Here is a 19601-nt window from a genome sequence, read left to right as displayed (position 1 = left end):
TGCTTTAAGTACAGTCTTCGCAAAATAACTAATATCTAAATACTTCAAAGAAAAAGAGTTGTATTACCTCTTGATTTGCTTTCACAGCGCTTCTTTAATTCGTGAAACTTCGAACAGCCCATCTATTGAAGCAAATCTGAACTTTTATAGCTCCCAATTTCTCTTTTCGAGCACTTCAGTTTGTATGCTAAACATTCTTTTTGGTGATACTTTCACTATCAATGCCTGTGCGCCAATCAGCTTTGATTTTATATGTTTTCCCTCAGAGATTTATCGCTCAACCAAATTCGAGTAGCAAAGTTTTTGACTCAATGGCAAAAGAAATACCTCTTATATACGCCTAGATATACTATCAGTCATTTCTACAGAACGCTTTTATGGGCGCAAATACACTCGCCAGTAAGCTTCATGCGTGAATTAAGCACAGCTTGTCACTAGTAACGCAATACAGCTGGCTTTATTACCAAAATGAGCGGTAACTTCTATGACAATCTCGGCAAGTATCGGCAGCAGTCTCTAATCCACGAAGAGCCATACGGGCGTCTTGCGATTCACTGCCCTTTTGTAGCGTTTTAAAGCCTTGGTCCATTTGCGACATCATACTTTCAAAATGCCCCCACCTTTCCCAAATCCTCGATTTAGCACGACTATTTTGATGGCTCCCCTGAGGGAAGGCATTCAGTACAATTTCTCCTTGCACATTTAGCTTGGTACTAACCGCCAATAACTTTTGCCACTTTACCTCCCTTGAATCTAAAAGGTCCTCGGCTTCGTCAACCAGAGTCTCTATCGATTCAAATGCGTTTTGCCTTGATTCCACTGTCGTATTTACGCTTTGTGCTGAAGCTAATAAAGGTAAAGCGATTATCCATTGAGTGAATTTAACCATCTTCTCATTGCTCCTTGATTGGTGGTTGCAAATCCAGTATCCAAAGTTTAATATTTAACTGTTGCATTTGCAATGATTGCTTTTGCAAATTTAATTAAGTGCAAAGGAATATGTTATGAAAGTTTGGGATCTCGCTACACGTATTTATCACTGGCTTCAAGCGCTTCTATTTATACTTCTGGTGCTTTCAGGCTTTAAAGGTACTGGCCCACATGAACCATTGGGCATTCTCCTATTTACACTCATAGTTTGGCGGTTGTTATGGGGGGTTGTTGGCAGTGAATCAAGTCGTTTTGGCTCCTTTATTAAAGGGCCAAAAACAGTCATTCAATACTTACTTGGTCGCTACCCCAAAAAGCCTGGGCACAACCCTGCTGGGGGCTGGATGGCAATCGCGATGATTGCAGCTCTATTTATTCAGTGTATCACTGGTATCATAATGGCTGGACTTATCTCACCATTGGAAAACTTACTAATCAAGGAGCATCTCAATACCATTGGAAGGTTACATGATGCTGGAGCTAGGTTACTCCTTGTCATGGTAACAATGCATGTTGGCGCTATCATTGTTTACAAATTGAAAGCTCAGCCACTTGTTAAAGCAATGTTTTCAGGTATTCAACAGCAGTTATCAGACACACAAAACCTCTACTTTGTCTCCATGATTAGGGCCGTTTTAGTTTTGATTGTTTCTGGCGCTGTCACAACTAGTTTGCTAATTTTGGGTTAACCACACAGCCTTGCGCCTCAGTCATATTGGCGCAAGGTTAATTTAGCTGAATGATAAACTTGGTGTGACCAAGTCGATTTGTGTGTCCAAAGTCATATCGACTAGTTGTATCATCAATGGCTCTTCACTTATCACACAGGTCTGGTCTGACTCAGTGACGGAAAAAAAGTAAGTATAGAGCTGCTCTTGGTTAATGTTGATTAGCTGTTGACTATTGGTAGAATCCACTGCGCAGAATCTAATGTTGTCCATCCCAAACTCTAAGCCCAATGATTTCAATTTAAGCCAAGCTTCTTTCAGTGTCCAAGTTCGTAAAAATACGTTTGAAGTCAGATCTTTAACCCTGTCTTCCGGGTGCGTTATCCAAGCATATACACTTGACACTTTTTCTGGATACCGTAAGTATTCAATGTCAATGCCACATTCTGTTTGTGCAAGCACGATTACAAGCGCCATTTTACTGTGAGAGATACTCACATGCAGATGCGTTATGCAGCCATATTCGTCGACAATATAAGGTTTGCCACTTTTATTGGTTTTAACGCACAAGATGCTTTGTGGGTATAAATACTTAAGTAAGATAGCCAATGCCTTTTTCCCAATGCCTTTCACAATCGGTAACTGTTTAAAGACATAAACGCTAGCTTGTTGAGAAGGAATCGTGAGTTTTGAATTGTACATAAACACCGGTCATTATTAGAAATAAAAGGCCAGTACTGTCAAGGGAGAATTCTTGAAAGTACTGGCCTCTTTGCTCAACACTAATCTCAAGTAGCTCTTCTGAAATGGTTAGCTACTGGGGTGATAAACTTTATACAACTTCCGCCGCTCGCTCTTGAGCCTCATGAAGGTCCGCGATACGCAGAACTTCATTTATCACGTCCGATATGGTTTCTAACTCACTGAATTTTAAGCCTCTCAACTTAAACCCTAGTTCTTTTTCCATATCAACAGCAACACACACCATTTCGGTAGAGTCCAATTGCCACTCGTCCTCAAGCTGCGATGTATCGCTTAATTCAGCGCGCTCAACATCTAAATATGCGCATATCGCGTTATATACAATATCTGTTACTTGTTCTTTGTTAATCATAGTGAAGTTCCTTTTTTAATAATTAGACTGCTGATTGCACCACCTAAGCTAGCGGTGTTTATAAGTATTTGATCAATATTGTCTTTTAAATTTTTAGATTGAGCCGTCAATTGTGTGAAAGCATTTTCTAGCTCTCCTTTTGGCAAACTCTGATGCTTCAAAAGCAAGCAGGCGCATGCAACATCCAACGCGCCTTCAAGCCCTAAACCGTGGCCAAAAATACGCTTAGGTACGGCCACATTACTGTTTGGGTATAGTTCACTGATGGCTAGGGCTTCAGCTTTATCCACGTCATAAAGGCCACAAGCATCAGGTAAAATAACATCTGGCTGTGCGCCAAGCGCTTTAAAATTACGGATAAATGGTTGTTCTGCACTGGTGTATTTATCAGCATCTGTAGGTTGAGTCGCATTGGCAGAGTCTCCCAAATAACCATAAATGGTAGCGCCTCGAGATTGAGCTGCACGCTTACTTTCTAGCACAAAAAAAACAGCGCCTTCAGTAAACCCTAATTCATTGCTCTGTTTAGAGAATGGATTAAACTCTCCGCGACCGGTGTACTCACTTGTTTGCGCCAGTGCCGCCAGTACAAAATCTGTGTTGATACACTCTGTACCACCAGCAATAGCAACGTCAATGTGGCCCTGACCAATGTGATATGCGGCATCAGAAATACTATGTAGACTGCTGCTACGGTCACACATGTACGTTTTTGAATAACCTTTAAAACCATGAGTGATCGATATTTGGCCTTGCGCAGCTGCAGGAAACCATGCAGTGGCTTGAAACGGGCTCACCGCTCTTGGGCCTTCACAATGCAAATTACGAAGTTCACGATCGGTATATTGCCATCCGCCGAAAACGTTGCCTACAAATACTCCAACTTTGTCTTTATCTAAGTTATCGATCGGTAACTTGGCATCACTCATTGCTCGCTCAGAAGCAATTAATGCAAATTTTGAAAAGTTGTCCAGCTTGTTACCAACTCGCGCGGGAATACGTCCTTTTAGCTGAGCTTCAGGCACAAATTCCGTTATGATACCAGTGTGTGCACGCGTTAATTTTGAATCGCCTTGACACCAAGCCTGCCACAAAGCCTCTGGGTCATTGATATCAGGTAAGAATAATCCAATACCCGTAATTGCAACTTCATTGTCCATGTTATTCTCCCAAGCTTTGTGTATCACACTTACCAAACACCAATGCACTATGAATGCCTGAAAAACCACTGGCATCCTTTAACACATTCTCAATTTTGTGAGATTGCGCATGATTTGCGACATAATTTAAATCACACTGAGGATCTGGCTTTTGCATGTTGATCGTTGGTGGTACCTGTTGGTATTTCAAGGCCAAAATTGCAGCAATAGTCTCCACCGCATTTGCCGCTGCCAAAGCATGGCCAATTTGTGACTTAGATGAACAAACTGGTATTTTATACGCATGTGCTCCCAGCGTCTTTTTCAGTGCATTGGTTTCGTTCACATCATTTTGAGGCGTTGAACTTCCATGGGCATTAACATGATCAATTTTATCTGGAGTCAATTGCGCATCTTTTAGTGCAGCAACCATAGCCCGGTGGAGGTCATGTCCTTCTGGCTGTAAATTAGTCATATGATATGCATTGCAAGTAGAACCAAAGCCTTTTAATTCAGCATAAATCGGGGCATTCCTGGCAATAGCATGTGACAATTCTTCCAACACAAATATCCCACAACTTTCACCGAGAACAAACCCAGAGCGAGACGTATCATAAGGCCGAGAAGCTGCTTCTGGGTTATCATTTGAATCGCTTGTTAGTGCGCCGATAATATCAAACGCACCAAATGCAATAGGAGTTAAGGGCGCTTCACTGGCACCACTTATCATCACATCAGCTAAACCCGCTCTTATGGTATTAAATGCATGGCCAATAGCGTCTAATCCAGCAGTGCAACCCGTTGCCAAAGTTTGTTGTGGTCCGCAAGCGTTCAACGTCTTAGCTATTTCTGATGTCGCAGTATGAAAACATGCGCCTGACAATAAATTTAGTGACACACCATCCAAACTAAATGGCGCGTTGCCATTGTCCGTCTGGCGCAGGAACTCTTCTTCCATAAACTTTGTGCCAGCAATCGCAGTTGCAATGCAAATACCAAGTCTTTCATTGTCGACATTGCTTTGAGTGAGTCCGGCATCCTCAACGGCCATATTAGTCGCAGCAAGTGCGAATTGGGCATAACGGTCTAAAGTGTCAATTTGCGTGTCTGTTAGGCCAAATTCGCTGGGATCAAATCCTTCGACAATACCCGCAATCTGCGCGTCAAATTCAGACACATCAAACTGACTCACATTTTTTACACCGCTTTTGCCAGCAAGATTGTTACGCCAGAATGACTCCAAATTAAGTCCATTAGGCGCAATCACGCCCATCCCTGAAACGACAACCCTGCGCTGTTTAGAGTGTTGTTGATTCAACATACCAACCTCCTAGTAATTGCCCAAACCACCACACACATTCAGTGCCTGCGCAGTGATACCTCTGGCATGCTCTGAAGCGAGATAAATCACCATACCGGCAACTTCACTTGGCTCAATATATCGTCCAACAGGCACTCGAGCCTCAATTCTTGATTTTGCTTCTTCCACTGAAACATCCCAAATACGTGCGTAATTATTGCGTACTTTCTCGGCCATCTCTGTTTCAACAAAACCCGGACATACCGCATTGACCGTAATATCTTGATTTGCTCGCGCCAGCTCTAAGCCCAACGCTTTACTGAAGCCAACCACACCATGCTTTGAAGCACTATAAGGTGCACCATGAATAACCCCCTGCTTCCCACCTGTAGATGCAATGTTAATAATGCTACCACCCGCTTTAATGAGCGATTTTTGCAATGCAGTTCTGGTGACAAAAAACACCGCATTTAGGTTGGTATTTATAGTTTCAAGCCATAGCTCATCAGTAATATTGGCCGTCACGCCTCCACCTGAACGACCTGCACAATTAACTAATATATCAATGTGGCCGACTTCTCTTTCCACGTTATTAAAGAGCTCGTTTACTTGGTGAGGATTACCAACATCACAAGAGAATCCAGATACTTTAGATGAATCCGTCGCTAGCTCTTGAACCACGGTTTGTAATCGTTCATTGTCTCTGGCCACTAAAATACAATTGTCACCATTTTTGATAAAAAACTCCGCGATTGATTTCCCAATCCCACGAGAAGCTCCAGTAATGAGTACGTTACGCTGTTGCATGTTCAGTTCCTTTTAAACTTGATTCGATGGCTTTCATAGTGCCAATACTGTTGTTGTTAATTGCGGTTTCAATCTTCGCCTTAGCCTGTTCCACGGCTGTGTCTGTCCAAAAATCGGCATTCATCACAATGTTATGCCAAGAAGTGATTTCAACTCCTTCCTCAACCTCTTTCACAGTCCAATAGCCTTGGTGCTCTAATAGCGCAGGCGGCGGTGATGGCTGGAAATATGAGATCTTGCCACCTTCTACTTTTCTAATTGAGCGAATTTTCTCTTCCTTGTCTTCCACTTTTACAACCATGGTAAACTCCTGGTTTTCATGGTCTTGATAATGCATTTGTACTTCTTCACAATGTGGTAATAGTTGCGGCCAATGCTTGGCATCTCTTAGCAACTGAAATACAGCCGACTTTGAATAAGGTAAAATCATTGAAGCTTCAAACTCATGGCTTAGAGCTTGTTTTTCTATCGCTTCTTTAATTGCACTCAACTCTTTATTGCTATTACGCTCTATACATTCGAGCATGTAACTAATGGCCTGTTCACGTGTCTCAACACCTTCCACTAATCCAGCAACTTCCTCTTTCACTTCAAACTCATGTATTAATTCGATTGAGCAGCCATTGTCTAGAGCCGATACTTGCCAAGTTCCGCGCATATATTTCAAAAGTGGTGAAGGCTTAGTTTGATTAAAGGAAATTGACCGAGCTTGGCGGTCAATTTCACGCTTTGAAGTCCAAGACAGGATACTGTCATTCGCAATTGCAGTTATTTCAATCACTTGCTCGGTTTGAGTTTCAGATACCACATTGGCGGCCAAACAAGGAGGAAATACCGACGGCCAGTTATTTACATTTAAACAAAAAGAAAATGCTAATTCAGCATCACAATCCACGTTTATATTATGATCAGTTTTCATGGTTATTCCTGTTTTTAATTGATGTTAAAATTATTTAATTAATGAACTGAATAAACAACTGGTCGGCAGTACTGTTTTTAAGCAATAAAAAAGGCGCTTTCGCGCCTCAAAATAATAAAAATATAATAAACTATACTATAGTACAGGTTGTTGCTTTGGAGTGGGCTTTCTGCTTAAGCGCAGTCCATCACGAATATTAAGAGAGATTAAAGAAATATTAACCAACCCTGCTATCACTTCAATAGATTGAACCAAATAAAATTCAAAACCATAAATTCCAGATTGAGCTAAGTAGTTCAAATAGAAAGCACAAGGTATCAACACTAATAGTCCATTCAAACCTATGAATGGCATTCTTTTAGCCTTGGCTTTAATCTTTTTATTTTTACTTCCTCTTGCCATATTAAAACCTGACCCTGCAGTCACTATCAAACATGGTATTAATATAAACAAACCAGGCATCAAAATTTTACTTTTAACTTGTGCAATTAATGCATAATTACCGGTTAGTTCGGAATACAAAGTTGTTGATAGAAAAACTATCAAAGTCATTAGTGCTATACCACCAGCCACTTTATGTGCTATTTTTTTTGCTTTCATTGCTATACCCTACTATCGTTATTGATAGCCTTTTGAAACATTTGGAATCGGCTATTTACTCCATAAAGCTTATATAAATTGTTGCAGTGAAACTTCACTGTACTAAGCGATATATAAAGCTGATTGGAAATCTGTCGATTGTTATAACCCTGCAGAATTAAGTCTAAAACTTGCTTTTGGCGCTTTGTCATATTGTCCTTCATGATTCTCTCCTAAGAGCTAGTATTTGGCTCAGAACTGACTCCTTTTAAGTAGTTCCCTTTTTTATCCCTACAGCAACGAAAGCAGAACATATCTCCATTTGTTCATGTTGTATGGAGTGTGTTTCTAAATTGTGTAGAGATTGTTTTAATTATAACCACAACATTTGCATCTGCAATAGTTGTAAATGCTAAATTATCATTTGCTCAATCATGTGGTACACTTACTCTAAATGTATGACAGGCCCGTTGTACAAGAGCGTTCATCACAAAATTGGTAAGTTTTTTGCCAATTTTTAATGAACAAATTAATGATCTATATCAACTTTTATGAGGTGGTATTGTTTTGGATAAATTTTCGAAAAATGACAGTTTGGGCTGGCATATTGCAGTCTTGAGTAAAATAATGGCATCTATGCTAGAAGAAGAGCTCAAGAAGTTTGATCTAAAATTGGCCTATTGGCCAACTTTAATGCTTTTATGGGAGCAGGAAGGTCAAACTCAGACCGATCTCACTAATGGCTGTCAAACAAACCATTACACGACGACTAGAGTGCTAGATAAACTAGAAGTATGTGGCTTAGTAGAGCGTAGACTTGACCCAAAGAACCGCAGGGTTTTTAGGATTTTCCTCACTGATAAGGGTCGAGAGTTAGAGGCACCCCTGACCCAAATTGCAACAAACATCAACGATCAGGTTTTACATAAGTTAGAACAAAAAGACCAAAAAGTGCTACTGCAACTTTTAAAATCAGTAAATGATGTATGAATTTTAAAAACTATACTATGGAGCAGTTATAGAATAAAAGATAATACGTTACCTTATTCGACATAAATCACTCACCATTGGAGAGTTATATGTCTTTAAGAATAACTTTGATCAAAGATAAAGTTGATATGTCATCGCCTTTAAAGCTCACTAAAACAAAGGGAGAATTTAAAGGCGAACACAAATACAATAATTCCAATTTCAATGAGTTCCATTTCAAAAGAGAGACATATAGTAAAAACTCAAGCCTCTATAAATTAGTAAATAAACATGTAAATAAAGAGCGCTTGGAAAACGCTAAATTTTGTGTAATAACTCTATGCAAAATTAAAAATCAAGATTCAAACAAATTTTTATCCCAATTCTTTTCAATTTTACCACACATGAAAAACAGCACTGGGTTTATTGACTTCAGGCTATATAAAACAGACGACGAAAAATCCAACTTCAACTTTATAAACATTGCCACTTGGTCCTGCATAAAAGAGCTTGAAAATGCATTTTCATATGTTCAAGAGAAGGGCCTAGTAAAAGGCGGGTTTGATAGCACCAGTGAAATCGCAATCTGCAGTTTACCAGAAATAAACAAAGGAATTATATCATGATATACAGAATTGATTTACTAAACACAAATCAGCCTTTTGACACCCAAAAGGCTTGGGAAAAATGTATAAAAAAGCTTGAGAAGTTAGAGGGATTTATATCTGCCGAACTATTAAAAGTATATAAAAACATTAATCGCAGCAGATACGATCTAGTCAGTATTATTGAATGGGCGTCTAAAAATAACTACCAATCGAGCATTAACAATGACGAAGCCTATACGTTTTTACCACCTAGCCAACTACATGAACACAATAATATTTATCAAATTATCAACTCTGGCACTCAAGCTAATGCCATTCAAACGCAAACAAATTTAGTCGTCACAAACCCTTATAGGATCAGTGAACAAGAATCTGATATCAATGCATCTATGTGGGACCAATCTAAAGAGCACATGTTAGAAAAGCAAGGGTTTGTTAATGCTCACCTCTATAAACGGTTGGACGAAACAGCCCAATACTACTTTTTCAGCCGCGCTAATTGGCAAAGTGAGGCATTGTTTATGAGCCAGTTTGAAGGGAAAGACTTCAAGGAAATCATTTCAAAGTTTGAAGATACATTTTCAATTTGCTTCTCAAACTCAGTCGCATCAACCACAAAAAAGGAAATACCAGCATGATTCAAGTTATAGACTTAATAGAAACAGAAGATAAAAAACAAACTCGCCTTTTATGGGAAACAGTGAGCAAAGAACTCAGTAAACATAGTGGTTTTATTGCTGCTAATCTGTATGAGACATTTGAGTCTATTCACCCTACTGCTGATTATCAGTTGACTAGTTTTACCCAATGGAAGGATCAAGAGTCATGGCTAAATGCCAGATCCGCCGTTAAATCAAATGCTGAGATCAAAGCTTTGCTCGAGCAAAGCAACGCTAAGTTTACTGCTTTTACCTCTGAACTTCGAAGTTCAGATGCTCGTCATGACGAGCTCAACACTATTGGTCATCAAAACATGGTGTTGGTAGATGTCGTGTCCGTTGAACCTGAGCGCATGGATGCATACGCTTCAATGTGGAATAACGCAAAAGACTTTATGAAGGATAAAAATGGTTATGTAAGTGCCCACCTATATCAAACTGTCGACCCAAGCTCAGAAATAAAATTCATCAATATGCCAGAATGGAAATCAGCGGAGCTATTTTCAACATCTTTGAAAACCGAAGAGTTTTTCAAAATAGTCGACGATTTCAAAGATAATTTTTCTCTATATCTATCAAACAAGCTTTTGTCTGTGCTTCCTGAGCAGCAGCCTAGCTAGAGGGCATCATGAACTACATCATTGATATTTATACGACTGATAACATAAGCAGGTTGTGTAGATGTTTATCCGATAACCTCTTCAATAGCTCAGAGCTTGGTGTAGAGATATATACCAAATTTAAAGAGGTCAAGGATGCATTTTATGACGTGTTAGTTGTCTACAAAGGCGCTGACATTGAGCATGAGGTAAAGCAAATCAGCAATCGTGTTGATCCAAGCTTTTACTGTGCTCATGACCGTGTTGCTTGTCGGATTGCCATTGAACTTGGTCAATTTCAAGACACATCTGAATCAGGCTGTTGGCTTATCAACCCATTTGAGATCACGACACAGCAAATACCAGACGTGATTGATATGTGGGATAAAGCAAAAGACGATTTGATCCACAAACCTGGTTTTGTGCACGCAAGGCTGTTCCAAGCGCTGACTGCTCACCCAAAGTACAACCTGATAAATGTTGCACATTGGGTGTCAGAGAGCACCTTTACTAAAGCCATAGAAGCGGAATCTTATTCATCCCACAAACAACGCTCTTTGCAGTACAAATTGCATCCAGCACTTTGCAAGTCATGGTAACTAAGGAAAATTTAAAATGAACAAAGTAGCACTGATATCCGGCGCAAACAGAGGCATCGGAAAAGCTGTCGCAAGTTCACTGGCAAAGCAAGGGAATGATCTCATTCTTGTTGCCAGAAACCAAGCTGACATTGAAGACTTAGCAGAAACATTGCAATCCCAATACCAAATTAAGGTCGCCACGATTATCTGCGATATTCGCGATGTTGCTGAGTCATCAGACCAAATTACAGCAACAATCGCTCAGATGGGCGGCCTAGACTTACTCGTCCATAGCGCTGGCATATTTCACTATGGTACGAGTATCGTTGCAAAAAGCCAGTTGCATGAGCTTTTTGACATAAATGTTGTTGGCGCACAGCAGCTAACCAATATCTGTTTACCTGCAATTAAAGATACCAAAGGGCGCATTGTGTTTATTTCATCCGTTACTGGTCTACAAGGTTTTGCGCCCGTTGGTGGCTATGCTGCAAGTAAATTTGCGCTTGTTGGCTACGCGCAATCTCTTGCAAAAGAGCTTTTGGATTGTGGCGTTAAAGTAACCACACTGTGTCCAGATGTAGTAAATACAGATATGGGTAAACCTTCAGGTCTTGCGGATGAGCAGATGATAGACCCCCAAGACATTTGCACTTCTATAGACTATTTATCGCAACTTTCAGATGCCGTGGTTATAGAGCAAATAACACTGAAGTGTCGCGTCATCGAGCAAATGATGAATGTGCGTAAATAGCCCACATATTTAGGTAAGAGGTTACTGATGAATAAGCTAGGAATGAAGTTTATGCTATCGGCCGCATTTTACGGGCTGATTGCCATGTCAGTGGGCGTCTATATGGCAGCCACCAGCGACTATTTATTTAAGGCCGCTCATGGCCACTTGAACTTACTTGGATGGGTCACTATGTCGATATTTGGCATTGTCTATTTTGTTCTCCCAGATTTAGCTTCGACCAAATTAGCGAAACTGCATTTCTACTGTGCGCATGTAGCCGTACTCTTCTTGTCCGGAGGCATGGCTATATTTGTCCTATTTGGCTCGACAAATGTTGCAAAGGTAGGTGCAGTCTTCGCTATTTCGTCCATGTTATTGTTTTTGTATGGGCTAATAAAATACGGCAGTACAAAAACTAGTTTCTCGCAATCTAGCGCAATCGACAGTAAGCAGCCAATATCTGAATAGAAACAAGTGGTGCAAACTTAGCACCACTTTTTTCATGATGCAGCAAATAGGAAGCAGTGATGCCAGTGGCGCAATTTTGCATGTGTACTCTGTACTTAATTTTTAGCGCCCGCTAACTGCTCCAAGAATGCTAAACTTGCCAGCTCCTTTTCACTCGGTGTATAGGGCGTACGGTCCAATTTTGAAATATCAACATCTGGCAAAGCCGCGTCTGTTATTTCACTGGTGCCGTAACGCGTACCTTCACCAGGAATAGACGACATACGCTCCACTACAAATGTTCTTAACTCTAGCGCCTTTGCAGCTTGTGGGATGACACTTTGATGGGCTTTAAGCGTAATAAACTCCTTCCCAGTACCTAGTTTGCGCTTACCAACCAAATGAGCCAGAGGCAATTCTCCATCGTAAAGGTTTGCCCTTACACGGTAAATGCCCGCCTCTTGTACATCTAGTTGAAGTGATATCAACAAATCACTTTGTTCTACCGCCACGCTAGCAACATTAATTAATTTTGCACTCGGTTTCATGTATTTTGCATGGGCGACCAAAATCACTTCTTGCCCATTAATATCAGCTATAGCTTTAACACTGATGTCTCCAATTGGTAAGTTTATCGCTGCTAATGTTGTCTCTGCGCGTCCTCCGTTTACTTGTAATTCTGCGCTGTAAACCGTGTTTTTCTCACCTACAATGCCTACTTGTACTTGCGCACTTTGAATGCCATCGCCTTCTAACCATACCTCTACAGGCTCAGGTTTGATAAATCGAAACTTATTCAGAGACAAAGAAACTGGTTGCTCTTCTCCAAATATAGGTGTGGAAATCGGAATAAACTTATTTGGATTGAGCCTATCTTTATCATTGACCGTTAGAGGCTGAGAATAAGGTGCAAACTTCAAAGACTCACGATAGCCGATTGCTATATTTTGAGCAGCTGTTTCTACTTGCATCTTTTCTACGGGGTCATTGGGCTCACTCGCTGCTAGTGTGGTTACTTTCTCTTCTTCTATCACTTTAGGAACAGTTACCACCAGTTTTGTTTCACCTAATACCATAGACTCAGCATTAACATCTGGAGTCATTGAGAACCAGATGATAAGTGCAACTAATGCACTTATCATCATCGAAAGAACCAGTATTCTCATAACTTAACTACTCAGGTAGCGCAGCAAACATTAGTGCTGACATACTTTGGCTGTCTGAGTTGCGCACATAGGTATACTGCTTTTTCCAAAGCCAGAAACCTTCATTTTTTGTATAAGTATTAAAAGCGACCCGTTTATTCGGAGCAATATCAATTGCCGTATTCGCAGCAGTTACTTTGCCTTTAGCATGGTCGATAATAATGGAAAGGTGATCATAGTTATCACTCATTAACATTGGGTAGTGATATGGTAAGAAGTGTCTAACGCCTTTATCTTGAGAAGTAACCTTCCCATCTGTCGCAATATTCAAACTGCAGCTATCAAAAGAGCCAGCTTGATTTGCACCACATGCGGAATGCGTTGCTACAACACTGTCATCTTTGCCGGGCAAAAACAACTTAGTCGCCCCAAGAAACAAGTCACCGTCAGCGATAAAACGCAGTCTCGGAGTACGACTATCAGGGAAACTGGCTATCTGTCGTGCATTATTTACTTTTAGATCGTTTAAAACGCCCAGAGTTTCACCAATTGAGCGTCCTAACCACGCTCTGATAGCAGCCTCGGTGAGTGGATTAGATGCACCATTTGCGACATTCACAGCAACATCTGCTAATTCACTTCCACCACCAGCCCCAGCCACATCAAATGTAGCCACAATATTAAGTGGTTGGAGTCCCGCATTCTCTAGCCAGTTTGCCTGATTATCGATGATATATCTCGCAATCAAGTCCCCAGTTGAATGAGTTAGAAAAATGCACCCAGATGCGCAGGTACCTTGCTCAGACATCGACTTTAATTTTGGCCAAAGGTAATCACTGGCAATCTTACCCTCAACACGCTCAAATGAAGGCCAATCAATGCGTTCGTCTGCCAATGGCCCCCAATAGTCCGCCCAATAAGACTCGGCATCACTTTCTAGTTTTCCGGAATCAATGGTAAACAGCTGCTGGGCTTGAAAACCATGAATCAACACCGTTTTGTATGCTTTTGCCTGACTTTGTGTACTTAAACACAATATCGTTACTAATAAACTAATAATGAGTATGTGGTTTGATAATTTCACTATTTATGCTCCTATTGTTGTATCCAATACGCCAACACACAACATAACTTCGTGTTCAACTCATCAAGGTTTATCAAGTAAATACTCAAAAATCAAACTTTATACACAATTTTGTTACGTATTTATTAACTAAAATGCATCGAAAGTTTGTTAAAAACTGGTCTAATGTGTTGATTTATAGGTGTATAAAAATCATGCAAAAAATATCTAGAGAGGAATTTTAAAATTCGAGAAGAATTAAGGAAAAGTTAATTAAAGGCCTTTGAGAGGCCTTTTAGGTATGTTTTATGATTTAGCCCGCAACCTCTACTCTATTTCGGCCATGAGACTTGGCCAAATATAGGGCACGATCGGCGCATTCTACTAAGCTGTGCCAACTCATTTCTTTGCCAAAAAGTGCAATACCAAAACTTGCAGTAATATGTTTTAGTACTTCACCCGACTCTTTGTCCTTAATAGAGAGTTTTGCAATATCTTCTCGGATTTTGTTAGAAAAACCGACAGCTTCACTAATGCTCGAAAATGAAATTAAAATACAAAACTCTTCACCACCGTAACGATACGCCTGCCCAGAGATCTCGGTATGTAGCCGTAGCTTTTGAGCAACTTTTCGCAGCACATCGTCGCCGCGTTGATGCCCAAACTCATCATTAAACTGCTTAAAGTGATCGATATCGATAAATATCATCACCTTTTGATATGAACTAGGTTCATTGCAAAACTTAACAATGTCATCGTCAAACTTACCTCTGTTATAAAGCTCCGTGAGTTTGTCTGTACTTGCTTTGGCTTGTGCATCGCTCAAAGTCACTTGAAGCTGTTTGATCTCACTGTATGCAACTTCTAACTTTTTTTGAAAACACAAAGCATTATGCTGCATCACGATGGACTCTTGTGTCAGTTTTGACACATAGTTGAGCACGTCATTATAAATTTCAGGACCAGCTTCAACATTCTGCTTTTTTAGCTGATGCAAGCCAACATGGCATTCTGACAACACAGCAGAAAAGTCCTCTGAACGACTTAACGTATTGTTTATCTCAACTTCTACGTTATTCAGAGTATCTTTAACCAAATCTGACATTTCATGGAACAATGCCAAATCTTGCTCACTCAGGAACTCATCAAATAAAGCTTTTGCTTGCTCAGGTGGACACGTACTGTGTTCAGCAAGTACTTGTTCTAACTTCTTATTTAATTCAGGTTCTTTTCCCAAAACATAGCAATACCAAAGCGCATAATTCATTGGCGACAACGGTATTTGGTACTTAACCATAAAAGGTACAGCTTGTTTTAAACAACTCGCCGATTGAGCGAAGGAGCTATTTTGTTCCATAAGAGACCCATCAAGCCGTTTCGCACAAAAACGGCGTGTATTATTAATTTTTGTTCTGCGCTGAGAGCCAATAAATTCAATACTAAATAATTAGAAAAAATTAATCAATCCTGATTTTTACACTCTAATAACAATGGCTAACCACATGAAAATTGCATACGAATTAAGTACAAAGAATTATGTAAGAATAATTTATCTATACCTTTTCAACATAAGATCCCAATACAGGAACTATTGATTGCAATTTATTCAACAAACAAAAATTACCTAATTTCTCCCTCTGGATCAGGTGATTCTCTCAACATACTTTTGAACTGCCCTAACTGCCAAGGACGCATAGCCATCAGTAAACCGACTCCTTGTCGTTTATTAAGCGGTAACTTTATGTCTTGCTCGTTTAGCTGAGCAACTTCTTTTGTTAACTGCTGTAATCGGCGTTTAATGATAGAAATTGTCGCGTCACTATAACTACCTCTTAAATAAAACCGATAGCTATCCTCTTGATTAAAGTCTCCTTGTAAGAACTTGCCGATTACTTGTTGCTCTATATACTTCTCAAGTGGTCCCCCTGGGATCCAACTAAAGTCCTGCGCGATTAGCAACTTATAGTTATTGTTGGGCAGCAACTGAATCATATTGAGCTTATCGAGCCGCGCCAGCAACCTAATACACTCAAACTCATCTATTCGGTAGTGAGATACAATATCTTCAAACAGCCAACCATCCCGAACACATACCGCTACCAAGAATAACTTAGGGTTGTCCATCAACTCTTGTTCTTGCTGAGCCGACAGTTGACTAATTTGTGCTTGCTGGGTTTGCGAAATCTCAAACAAATCACACAGAGTGAGTTGTAATAGCTCACAAATATTCTCTAATTTTTGCAAAGAGAACTGCTCATTCGAAAACATCCGCTTTACAGATGCCTCACTTAGCTGAAGGTGTGCCGCAACGTCTTTATAGGTCAATTGTCGTTGTTTAAGTAATTGCTTTATCGTGCCTGACACTAATGGGATCTGACTCATAGTATTAAATATCGATACCTTTGGTTTCTGATATTAATACAAATTATCTTTTAGTATACAAGTCCGTCCAGTTTGCTAGTTTAGTAATCATCAACGAGAAATTGGAGTTTTCAGATGTTCACACAAAAGTTAAAACGTACATTGACCGTAAGTATTGCTTTAATCACATTGCAATTTTCGCCTTTAAGCTTTGCTTCAGAAAACGCTTCGAATGCAAGCTACCATGCGAGCCAAGGGAGTAAATATAGCTTACTTACGATTGGGGATAGCGCAGTCGCTGGTGCAAAAGTATCAACTGCCATTGTTGCTGCTCCACTGGCTATATCAGGTGGATTAGCATTGAGCGCAGGATCAGCCAGTGTTGCGGCGGCTGAATCAATGATGAAGTCAACTAGCAACAAGCCTTTGCCCATTTGCGAAGAGGTTGTTATCGCGGGGCCTCCGCCTTCAGCTTCATTATAAGGAGTACTTACTATGCGTAAATTCTTATCTATTGTGCTCATTGCACTGTCGGTGAAAAGCATACAAGCGCAAGCTGGCAGTACACAATCTGGCGAACCTAAATTTCAACCCAATGAAATAGCGCAATTCGCCAAACAGGTAGAACGATACAGTGCAGCGAAACGTGCTCATGTTTTTGTTATTGCCCGGGTCGGACAGCCGCAAAAAACGCTCCCTAAAGGAGTAGAATTTACGCATGTTGCATTAGCCGTTTATTCGCAAATTACAATGGAAAATGGCGAGCAAAAGCCGGGGTATGCAATACACAACTTATACCAGCTCCATGATGACCCAGCTAAAAGTAGCTTAGTCATTGACTATCCTACTGACTTTTTTTGGGCGGTAGATGAGCTAAAAGCGGGTATTGCAATTCCAACTTTGGCTGTACAAAAACAGCTTTTGGATGCAATAAATAAGGATGTACCAAGCAAAGTGCATAACCCACGCTATTCGCTCATTGCTAACCCTTTCAATAATAAAAGGCAAAACTGTACGGAGCATACATTAAACGTCATTAACGCAGCCATTTACAATACAACCGACATGGCGCAGCTCAAAGCCAATACAAAAGCATATTTTGATCCGCAGCCACTCTCTATTAGCCCTTTTAAGCTGTTACTGGGCAGTGTTTTTAGAGATGAAATCTACAAAAAAGATCATAAGGGCAAAGTTAAAATTGCCACATTTACAACAATTAAAGACTATTTAGCAAAACATAATTTACTTGAACACTCAGCGGTTATTACACCCAAAATGCTAAGTAATATTCAGAATTCAAAGGAGATATAACCATGGAACAGCCTATCAAATCTTTAAATACGCCGAGCAAAGCCTTTAATATTGCTTCTGTCGCGGTCTTGATAATTGGTATTGCCACTTATACTTTTGGTCTGTTTAATGCGGATATGTTGCTGAACGAGAAAGGTTACTACTTTATCGTATTACTGTATGGACTATTCTCCGCTGTATCACTACAAAAGAGTATTAGGGATAAACAAGAAAATATCCCAACCTCCAAAATTTACCATCTACTGAGTATGGTTTCTACTGGGGTAGCTGTAGTATTACTTGGTGTTGGGTTGTTTAATGCAAACCTATTACTCAGTGAAAAAGGCTTTTATGGTATAGCTTATGTAATGAGTCTTTATGCTGCAGTTGCAGTACAAAAAAACATTAGAGACAACGAAGCTATGAAACAACAAGCACCACAGGCAACTTCAGACACACAAGACGATGTAGTCGACAGTGAATAATTATTTGGTCGGCCATTCATTTGGCCGACCAAAATCACTCACATCTCATAATTGATTTGGCGCCATCCATCTCCACCACTTTAAATCCAAACTTTTCATACAAATCCACCAAATGAGGTTCACACTTTAAATATAGTGGTTGCCAACTTAGATTTGCTGCCTTTTCCTTTGCGTATTCGATTAGAGCATTAGATATACCAAGACCTCTAAATTGCTCATCTACATACATCCCATCTAACCATGCGGCCCCCTGTTGGTGTTTTATCTCTGCTGCACCCGCAACCTCGTTGTTAAAATGAACGAAAAAGCCAACTTTGTCTTTGGTTGCAGTGACCAACTCGAGCACTTGTTCAAAACTGGCATCAGCCCGGTGGCAATCCCACTGTTCAAAATACCATTTAGCAATTTGGGTGGTTTCCTGAGTGGTCAATGGCGTTATTTCTTTTATTTCTAGGCTTGACATAACACTGCTCCATTTAGAATTCTTAAAATGCTGACAGCTAATCAAATGTACTTTCATGGAACAATTATAAGATTAGCTGTGCTTCATTCAGTATGATGAAGTGAACCTAAACTGGCAACATTTGAAGAAAACTCTGAGGTAGGGCTAAGTGAAAATGTCTGAGATTTGATTGTGTTGAGAAAATAAACGCGCTCTAAAGAGCGCGTATTCAGTGCAATGGTGAAGGGGTGGACTCCTACTGCGCTTAGCGCATTTCAAACCCTTCATGCAATAAAACGAAGCAACCAATTATTTGGATCACACTCAATAGATGAAAAACTCACTCGCGCACCAAGTTTTTACGAGCGCTATCATATGGACCGAAAAATACCAAGCAGGCTTGAGAGAAGAATCTATCACTCTATATACTGAATTCTCTACTTTTAAGATATGGATATATGCCACTCACTTTGAACATCTCTACTTGTAGCCCCAGGTAATTGAAGGTGCTCTATATTTTGGAGGGTTAGCACCTTTTATACCCTACAAGAAAAGAAAAATGAACCTAAAAGAGTACTAGACGTCAAACCATTGAATTTTAATATTTACATGGTCTGCAATACTTACTAATTGGGTCTTAGAAAGGTTGCACATAAAAAAGGAAAACAAAGCTGTGACAAGTAAAAACAAAAAAACAATCCTGTATTCCATCAGTATTCTCATTCTATTTGGTGCTGCTTTTTGATCTGCTGTAATGAAACAG

25 protein-coding genes are annotated in these 19601 nt (G+C 40.0%); 11 read left to right on the top strand and 14 right to left on the bottom strand.

Features of this window, described 5'->3' with window-relative positions:
• Positions 1 to 460: 460 nt before the first annotated feature.
• Entirely contained in the window at positions 461 to 889 is a 429-nt protein-coding gene (locus N475_RS16680) for a cytochrome c (RefSeq protein ID WP_063365614.1), read from the bottom strand.
• 115 nt (positions 890 to 1004) lie between these two features.
• Between N475_RS16680 and N475_RS16675 the strand changes: the two genes are divergently transcribed.
• Entirely contained in the window at positions 1005 to 1619 is a 615-nt protein-coding gene (locus N475_RS16675) for a cytochrome b/b6 domain-containing protein (protein ID WP_063365613.1), read from the top strand.
• Positions 1620 to 1661: 42 nt separating this feature from the next.
• On the opposite strand, the gene N475_RS16670 is transcribed toward N475_RS16675, so the two are convergent.
• The 8 genes from N475_RS16670 to N475_RS26305 form a co-directional block, all read right to left on the bottom strand.
• Positions 1662 to 2300, bottom strand: a complete 639-nt coding sequence (locus N475_RS16670; protein ID WP_063358308.1) for a 4'-phosphopantetheinyl transferase family protein — start codon at positions 2298 to 2300, stop codon at positions 1662 to 1664.
• A 130-nt stretch (positions 2301 to 2430) separates the two neighbouring features.
• A complete protein-coding gene (locus N475_RS16665; protein WP_063358307.1) occupies positions 2431 to 2712 on the bottom strand; it encodes an acyl carrier protein in 282 nt (93 codons plus the stop codon).
• Positions 2709 to 3872, bottom strand: coding sequence for a beta-ketoacyl synthase N-terminal-like domain-containing protein (locus N475_RS16660; protein WP_063358306.1), 1164 nt, complete (start codon positions 3870 to 3872; stop codon positions 2709 to 2711). The genes N475_RS16665 and N475_RS16660 overlap by 4 nt, the downstream gene beginning before the upstream one ends.
• 1 nt (position 3873) lies before the next feature.
• Positions 3874 to 5172 carry a beta-ketoacyl-[acyl-carrier-protein] synthase family protein gene (locus N475_RS16655; RefSeq protein ID WP_063358305.1) on the bottom strand — a complete coding sequence of 433 codons (1299 nt, stop codon included), beginning with the start codon at positions 5170 to 5172 and terminating at the stop codon, positions 3874 to 3876.
• A 9-nt stretch (positions 5173 to 5181) separates the two neighbouring features.
• Positions 5182 to 5958, bottom strand: a complete 777-nt coding sequence (locus tag N475_RS16650; protein WP_063358304.1) for an SDR family NAD(P)-dependent oxidoreductase — start codon at positions 5956 to 5958, stop codon at positions 5182 to 5184.
• Positions 5945 to 6877, bottom strand: coding sequence for an aromatase/cyclase (locus tag N475_RS16645; RefSeq protein WP_063358303.1), 933 nt, complete (start codon positions 6875 to 6877; stop codon positions 5945 to 5947). The genes N475_RS16650 and N475_RS16645 overlap by 14 nt, the downstream gene beginning before the upstream one ends.
• 135 nt (positions 6878 to 7012) lie before the next feature.
• Entirely contained in the window at positions 7013 to 7477 is a 465-nt protein-coding gene (locus N475_RS16640) for a hypothetical protein (RefSeq protein ID WP_063358302.1), read from the bottom strand.
• A 2-nt stretch (positions 7478 to 7479) separates the two neighbouring features.
• Positions 7480 to 7668, bottom strand: a complete 189-nt coding sequence (locus N475_RS26305) for a response regulator transcription factor (RefSeq protein WP_227008523.1) — start codon at positions 7666 to 7668, stop codon at positions 7480 to 7482.
• 355 nt (positions 7669 to 8023) lie between these two features.
• Here N475_RS26305 and N475_RS16630 point away from each other — a divergent pair, with 355 nt between their 5' ends.
• The 7 genes from N475_RS16630 (at position 8024) to N475_RS16600 (ending at position 12073) form a co-directional block, all read left to right on the top strand.
• Complete coding sequence (locus N475_RS16630; RefSeq protein WP_063358300.1) at positions 8024 to 8446, top strand: MarR family winged helix-turn-helix transcriptional regulator; 423 nt, start codon at positions 8024 to 8026, stop codon at positions 8444 to 8446.
• A gap of 89 nt (positions 8447 to 8535) precedes the next feature.
• A complete protein-coding gene (locus tag N475_RS16625; protein ID WP_063365612.1) occupies positions 8536 to 9051 on the top strand; it encodes a hypothetical protein in 516 nt (171 codons plus the stop codon).
• Entirely contained in the window at positions 9048 to 9671 is a 624-nt protein-coding gene (locus N475_RS16620) for an antibiotic biosynthesis monooxygenase family protein (protein ID WP_063365611.1), read from the top strand. Before N475_RS16625 ends, N475_RS16620 begins: the two co-directional genes overlap by 4 nt.
• Entirely contained in the window at positions 9668 to 10312 is a 645-nt protein-coding gene (locus tag N475_RS16615) for an antibiotic biosynthesis monooxygenase (RefSeq protein ID WP_063358297.1), read from the top strand. The genes N475_RS16620 and N475_RS16615 overlap by 4 nt, the downstream gene beginning before the upstream one ends.
• Before the next feature lie 8 nt (positions 10313 to 10320).
• The gene (locus N475_RS16610; RefSeq protein ID WP_063358296.1) at positions 10321 to 10890 is read left to right on the top strand and encodes an antibiotic biosynthesis monooxygenase family protein; all 570 of its coding nucleotides are present in this window, start codon (positions 10321 to 10323) and stop codon (positions 10888 to 10890) included.
• Positions 10891 to 10906: 16 nt separating this feature from the next.
• A complete protein-coding gene (locus N475_RS16605) occupies positions 10907 to 11623 on the top strand; it encodes an SDR family NAD(P)-dependent oxidoreductase (protein ID WP_063358295.1) in 717 nt (238 codons plus the stop codon).
• Between the two features lie 27 nt (positions 11624 to 11650).
• Positions 11651 to 12073: a hypothetical protein gene (locus N475_RS16600; protein ID WP_063358294.1), complete on the top strand. Its 423-nt coding sequence runs from the start codon at positions 11651 to 11653 to the stop codon at positions 12071 to 12073.
• A gap of 95 nt (positions 12074 to 12168) precedes the next feature.
• Here the strand turns inward: N475_RS16600 and N475_RS16595 are convergent, their stop codons facing one another.
• From N475_RS16595 to N475_RS16580, 4 genes are all read right to left on the bottom strand, one after another.
• Positions 12169 to 13218: a hypothetical protein gene (locus N475_RS16595; protein ID WP_155732593.1), complete on the bottom strand. Its 1050-nt coding sequence runs from the start codon at positions 13216 to 13218 to the stop codon at positions 12169 to 12171.
• A 7-nt stretch (positions 13219 to 13225) separates the two neighbouring features.
• Entirely contained in the window at positions 13226 to 14284 is a 1059-nt protein-coding gene (locus tag N475_RS16590) for a hypothetical protein (protein WP_063358292.1), read from the bottom strand.
• A 289-nt stretch (positions 14285 to 14573) separates the two neighbouring features.
• Positions 14574 to 15617: a diguanylate cyclase gene (locus N475_RS16585; protein ID WP_063358291.1), complete on the bottom strand. Its 1044-nt coding sequence runs from the start codon at positions 15615 to 15617 to the stop codon at positions 14574 to 14576.
• A gap of 263 nt (positions 15618 to 15880) precedes the next feature.
• Positions 15881 to 16642 (bottom strand): helix-turn-helix domain-containing protein, encoded by a 762-nt coding sequence (locus N475_RS16580; RefSeq protein WP_063358290.1) that lies wholly within the window; start codon positions 16640 to 16642, stop codon positions 15881 to 15883.
• A gap of 114 nt (positions 16643 to 16756) precedes the next feature.
• Here N475_RS16580 and N475_RS16575 point away from each other — a divergent pair, with 114 nt between their 5' ends.
• Genes N475_RS16575 through yiaA form a run of 3 tightly spaced genes read left to right on the top strand, consistent with a single transcriptional unit; the run spans position 16757 to position 18396 of the window.
• Entirely contained in the window at positions 16757 to 17104 is a 348-nt protein-coding gene (locus N475_RS16575; protein WP_063365609.1) for a hypothetical protein, read from the top strand.
• A 12-nt stretch (positions 17105 to 17116) separates the two neighbouring features.
• Positions 17117 to 17932, top strand: a complete 816-nt coding sequence (locus N475_RS16570; protein ID WP_063358288.1) for a DUF2145 domain-containing protein — start codon at positions 17117 to 17119, stop codon at positions 17930 to 17932.
• 2 nt (positions 17933 to 17934) lie between these two features.
• Positions 17935 to 18396 carry an inner membrane protein YiaA gene (gene yiaA, locus N475_RS16565; RefSeq protein ID WP_063365608.1) on the top strand — a complete coding sequence of 154 codons (462 nt, stop codon included), beginning with the start codon at positions 17935 to 17937 and terminating at the stop codon, positions 18394 to 18396.
• Between the two features lie 34 nt (positions 18397 to 18430).
• Here yiaA and N475_RS16560 read toward each other — a convergent pair whose 3' ends face one another.
• Positions 18431 to 18859: a GNAT family N-acetyltransferase gene (locus tag N475_RS16560; RefSeq protein WP_063365607.1), complete on the bottom strand. Its 429-nt coding sequence runs from the start codon at positions 18857 to 18859 to the stop codon at positions 18431 to 18433.
• Positions 18860 to 19601 lie beyond the last annotated feature (742 nt).

This window comes from Pseudoalteromonas luteoviolacea DSM 6061, assembly GCF_001625655.1.
In the GTDB taxonomy this organism is placed as follows: domain Bacteria; phylum Pseudomonadota; class Gammaproteobacteria; order Enterobacterales; family Alteromonadaceae; genus Pseudoalteromonas; species Pseudoalteromonas luteoviolacea.
The sequence above is the reverse complement of the archived record's forward strand: the minus strand, read 5'-3'. Positions and strand labels throughout refer to the sequence as shown.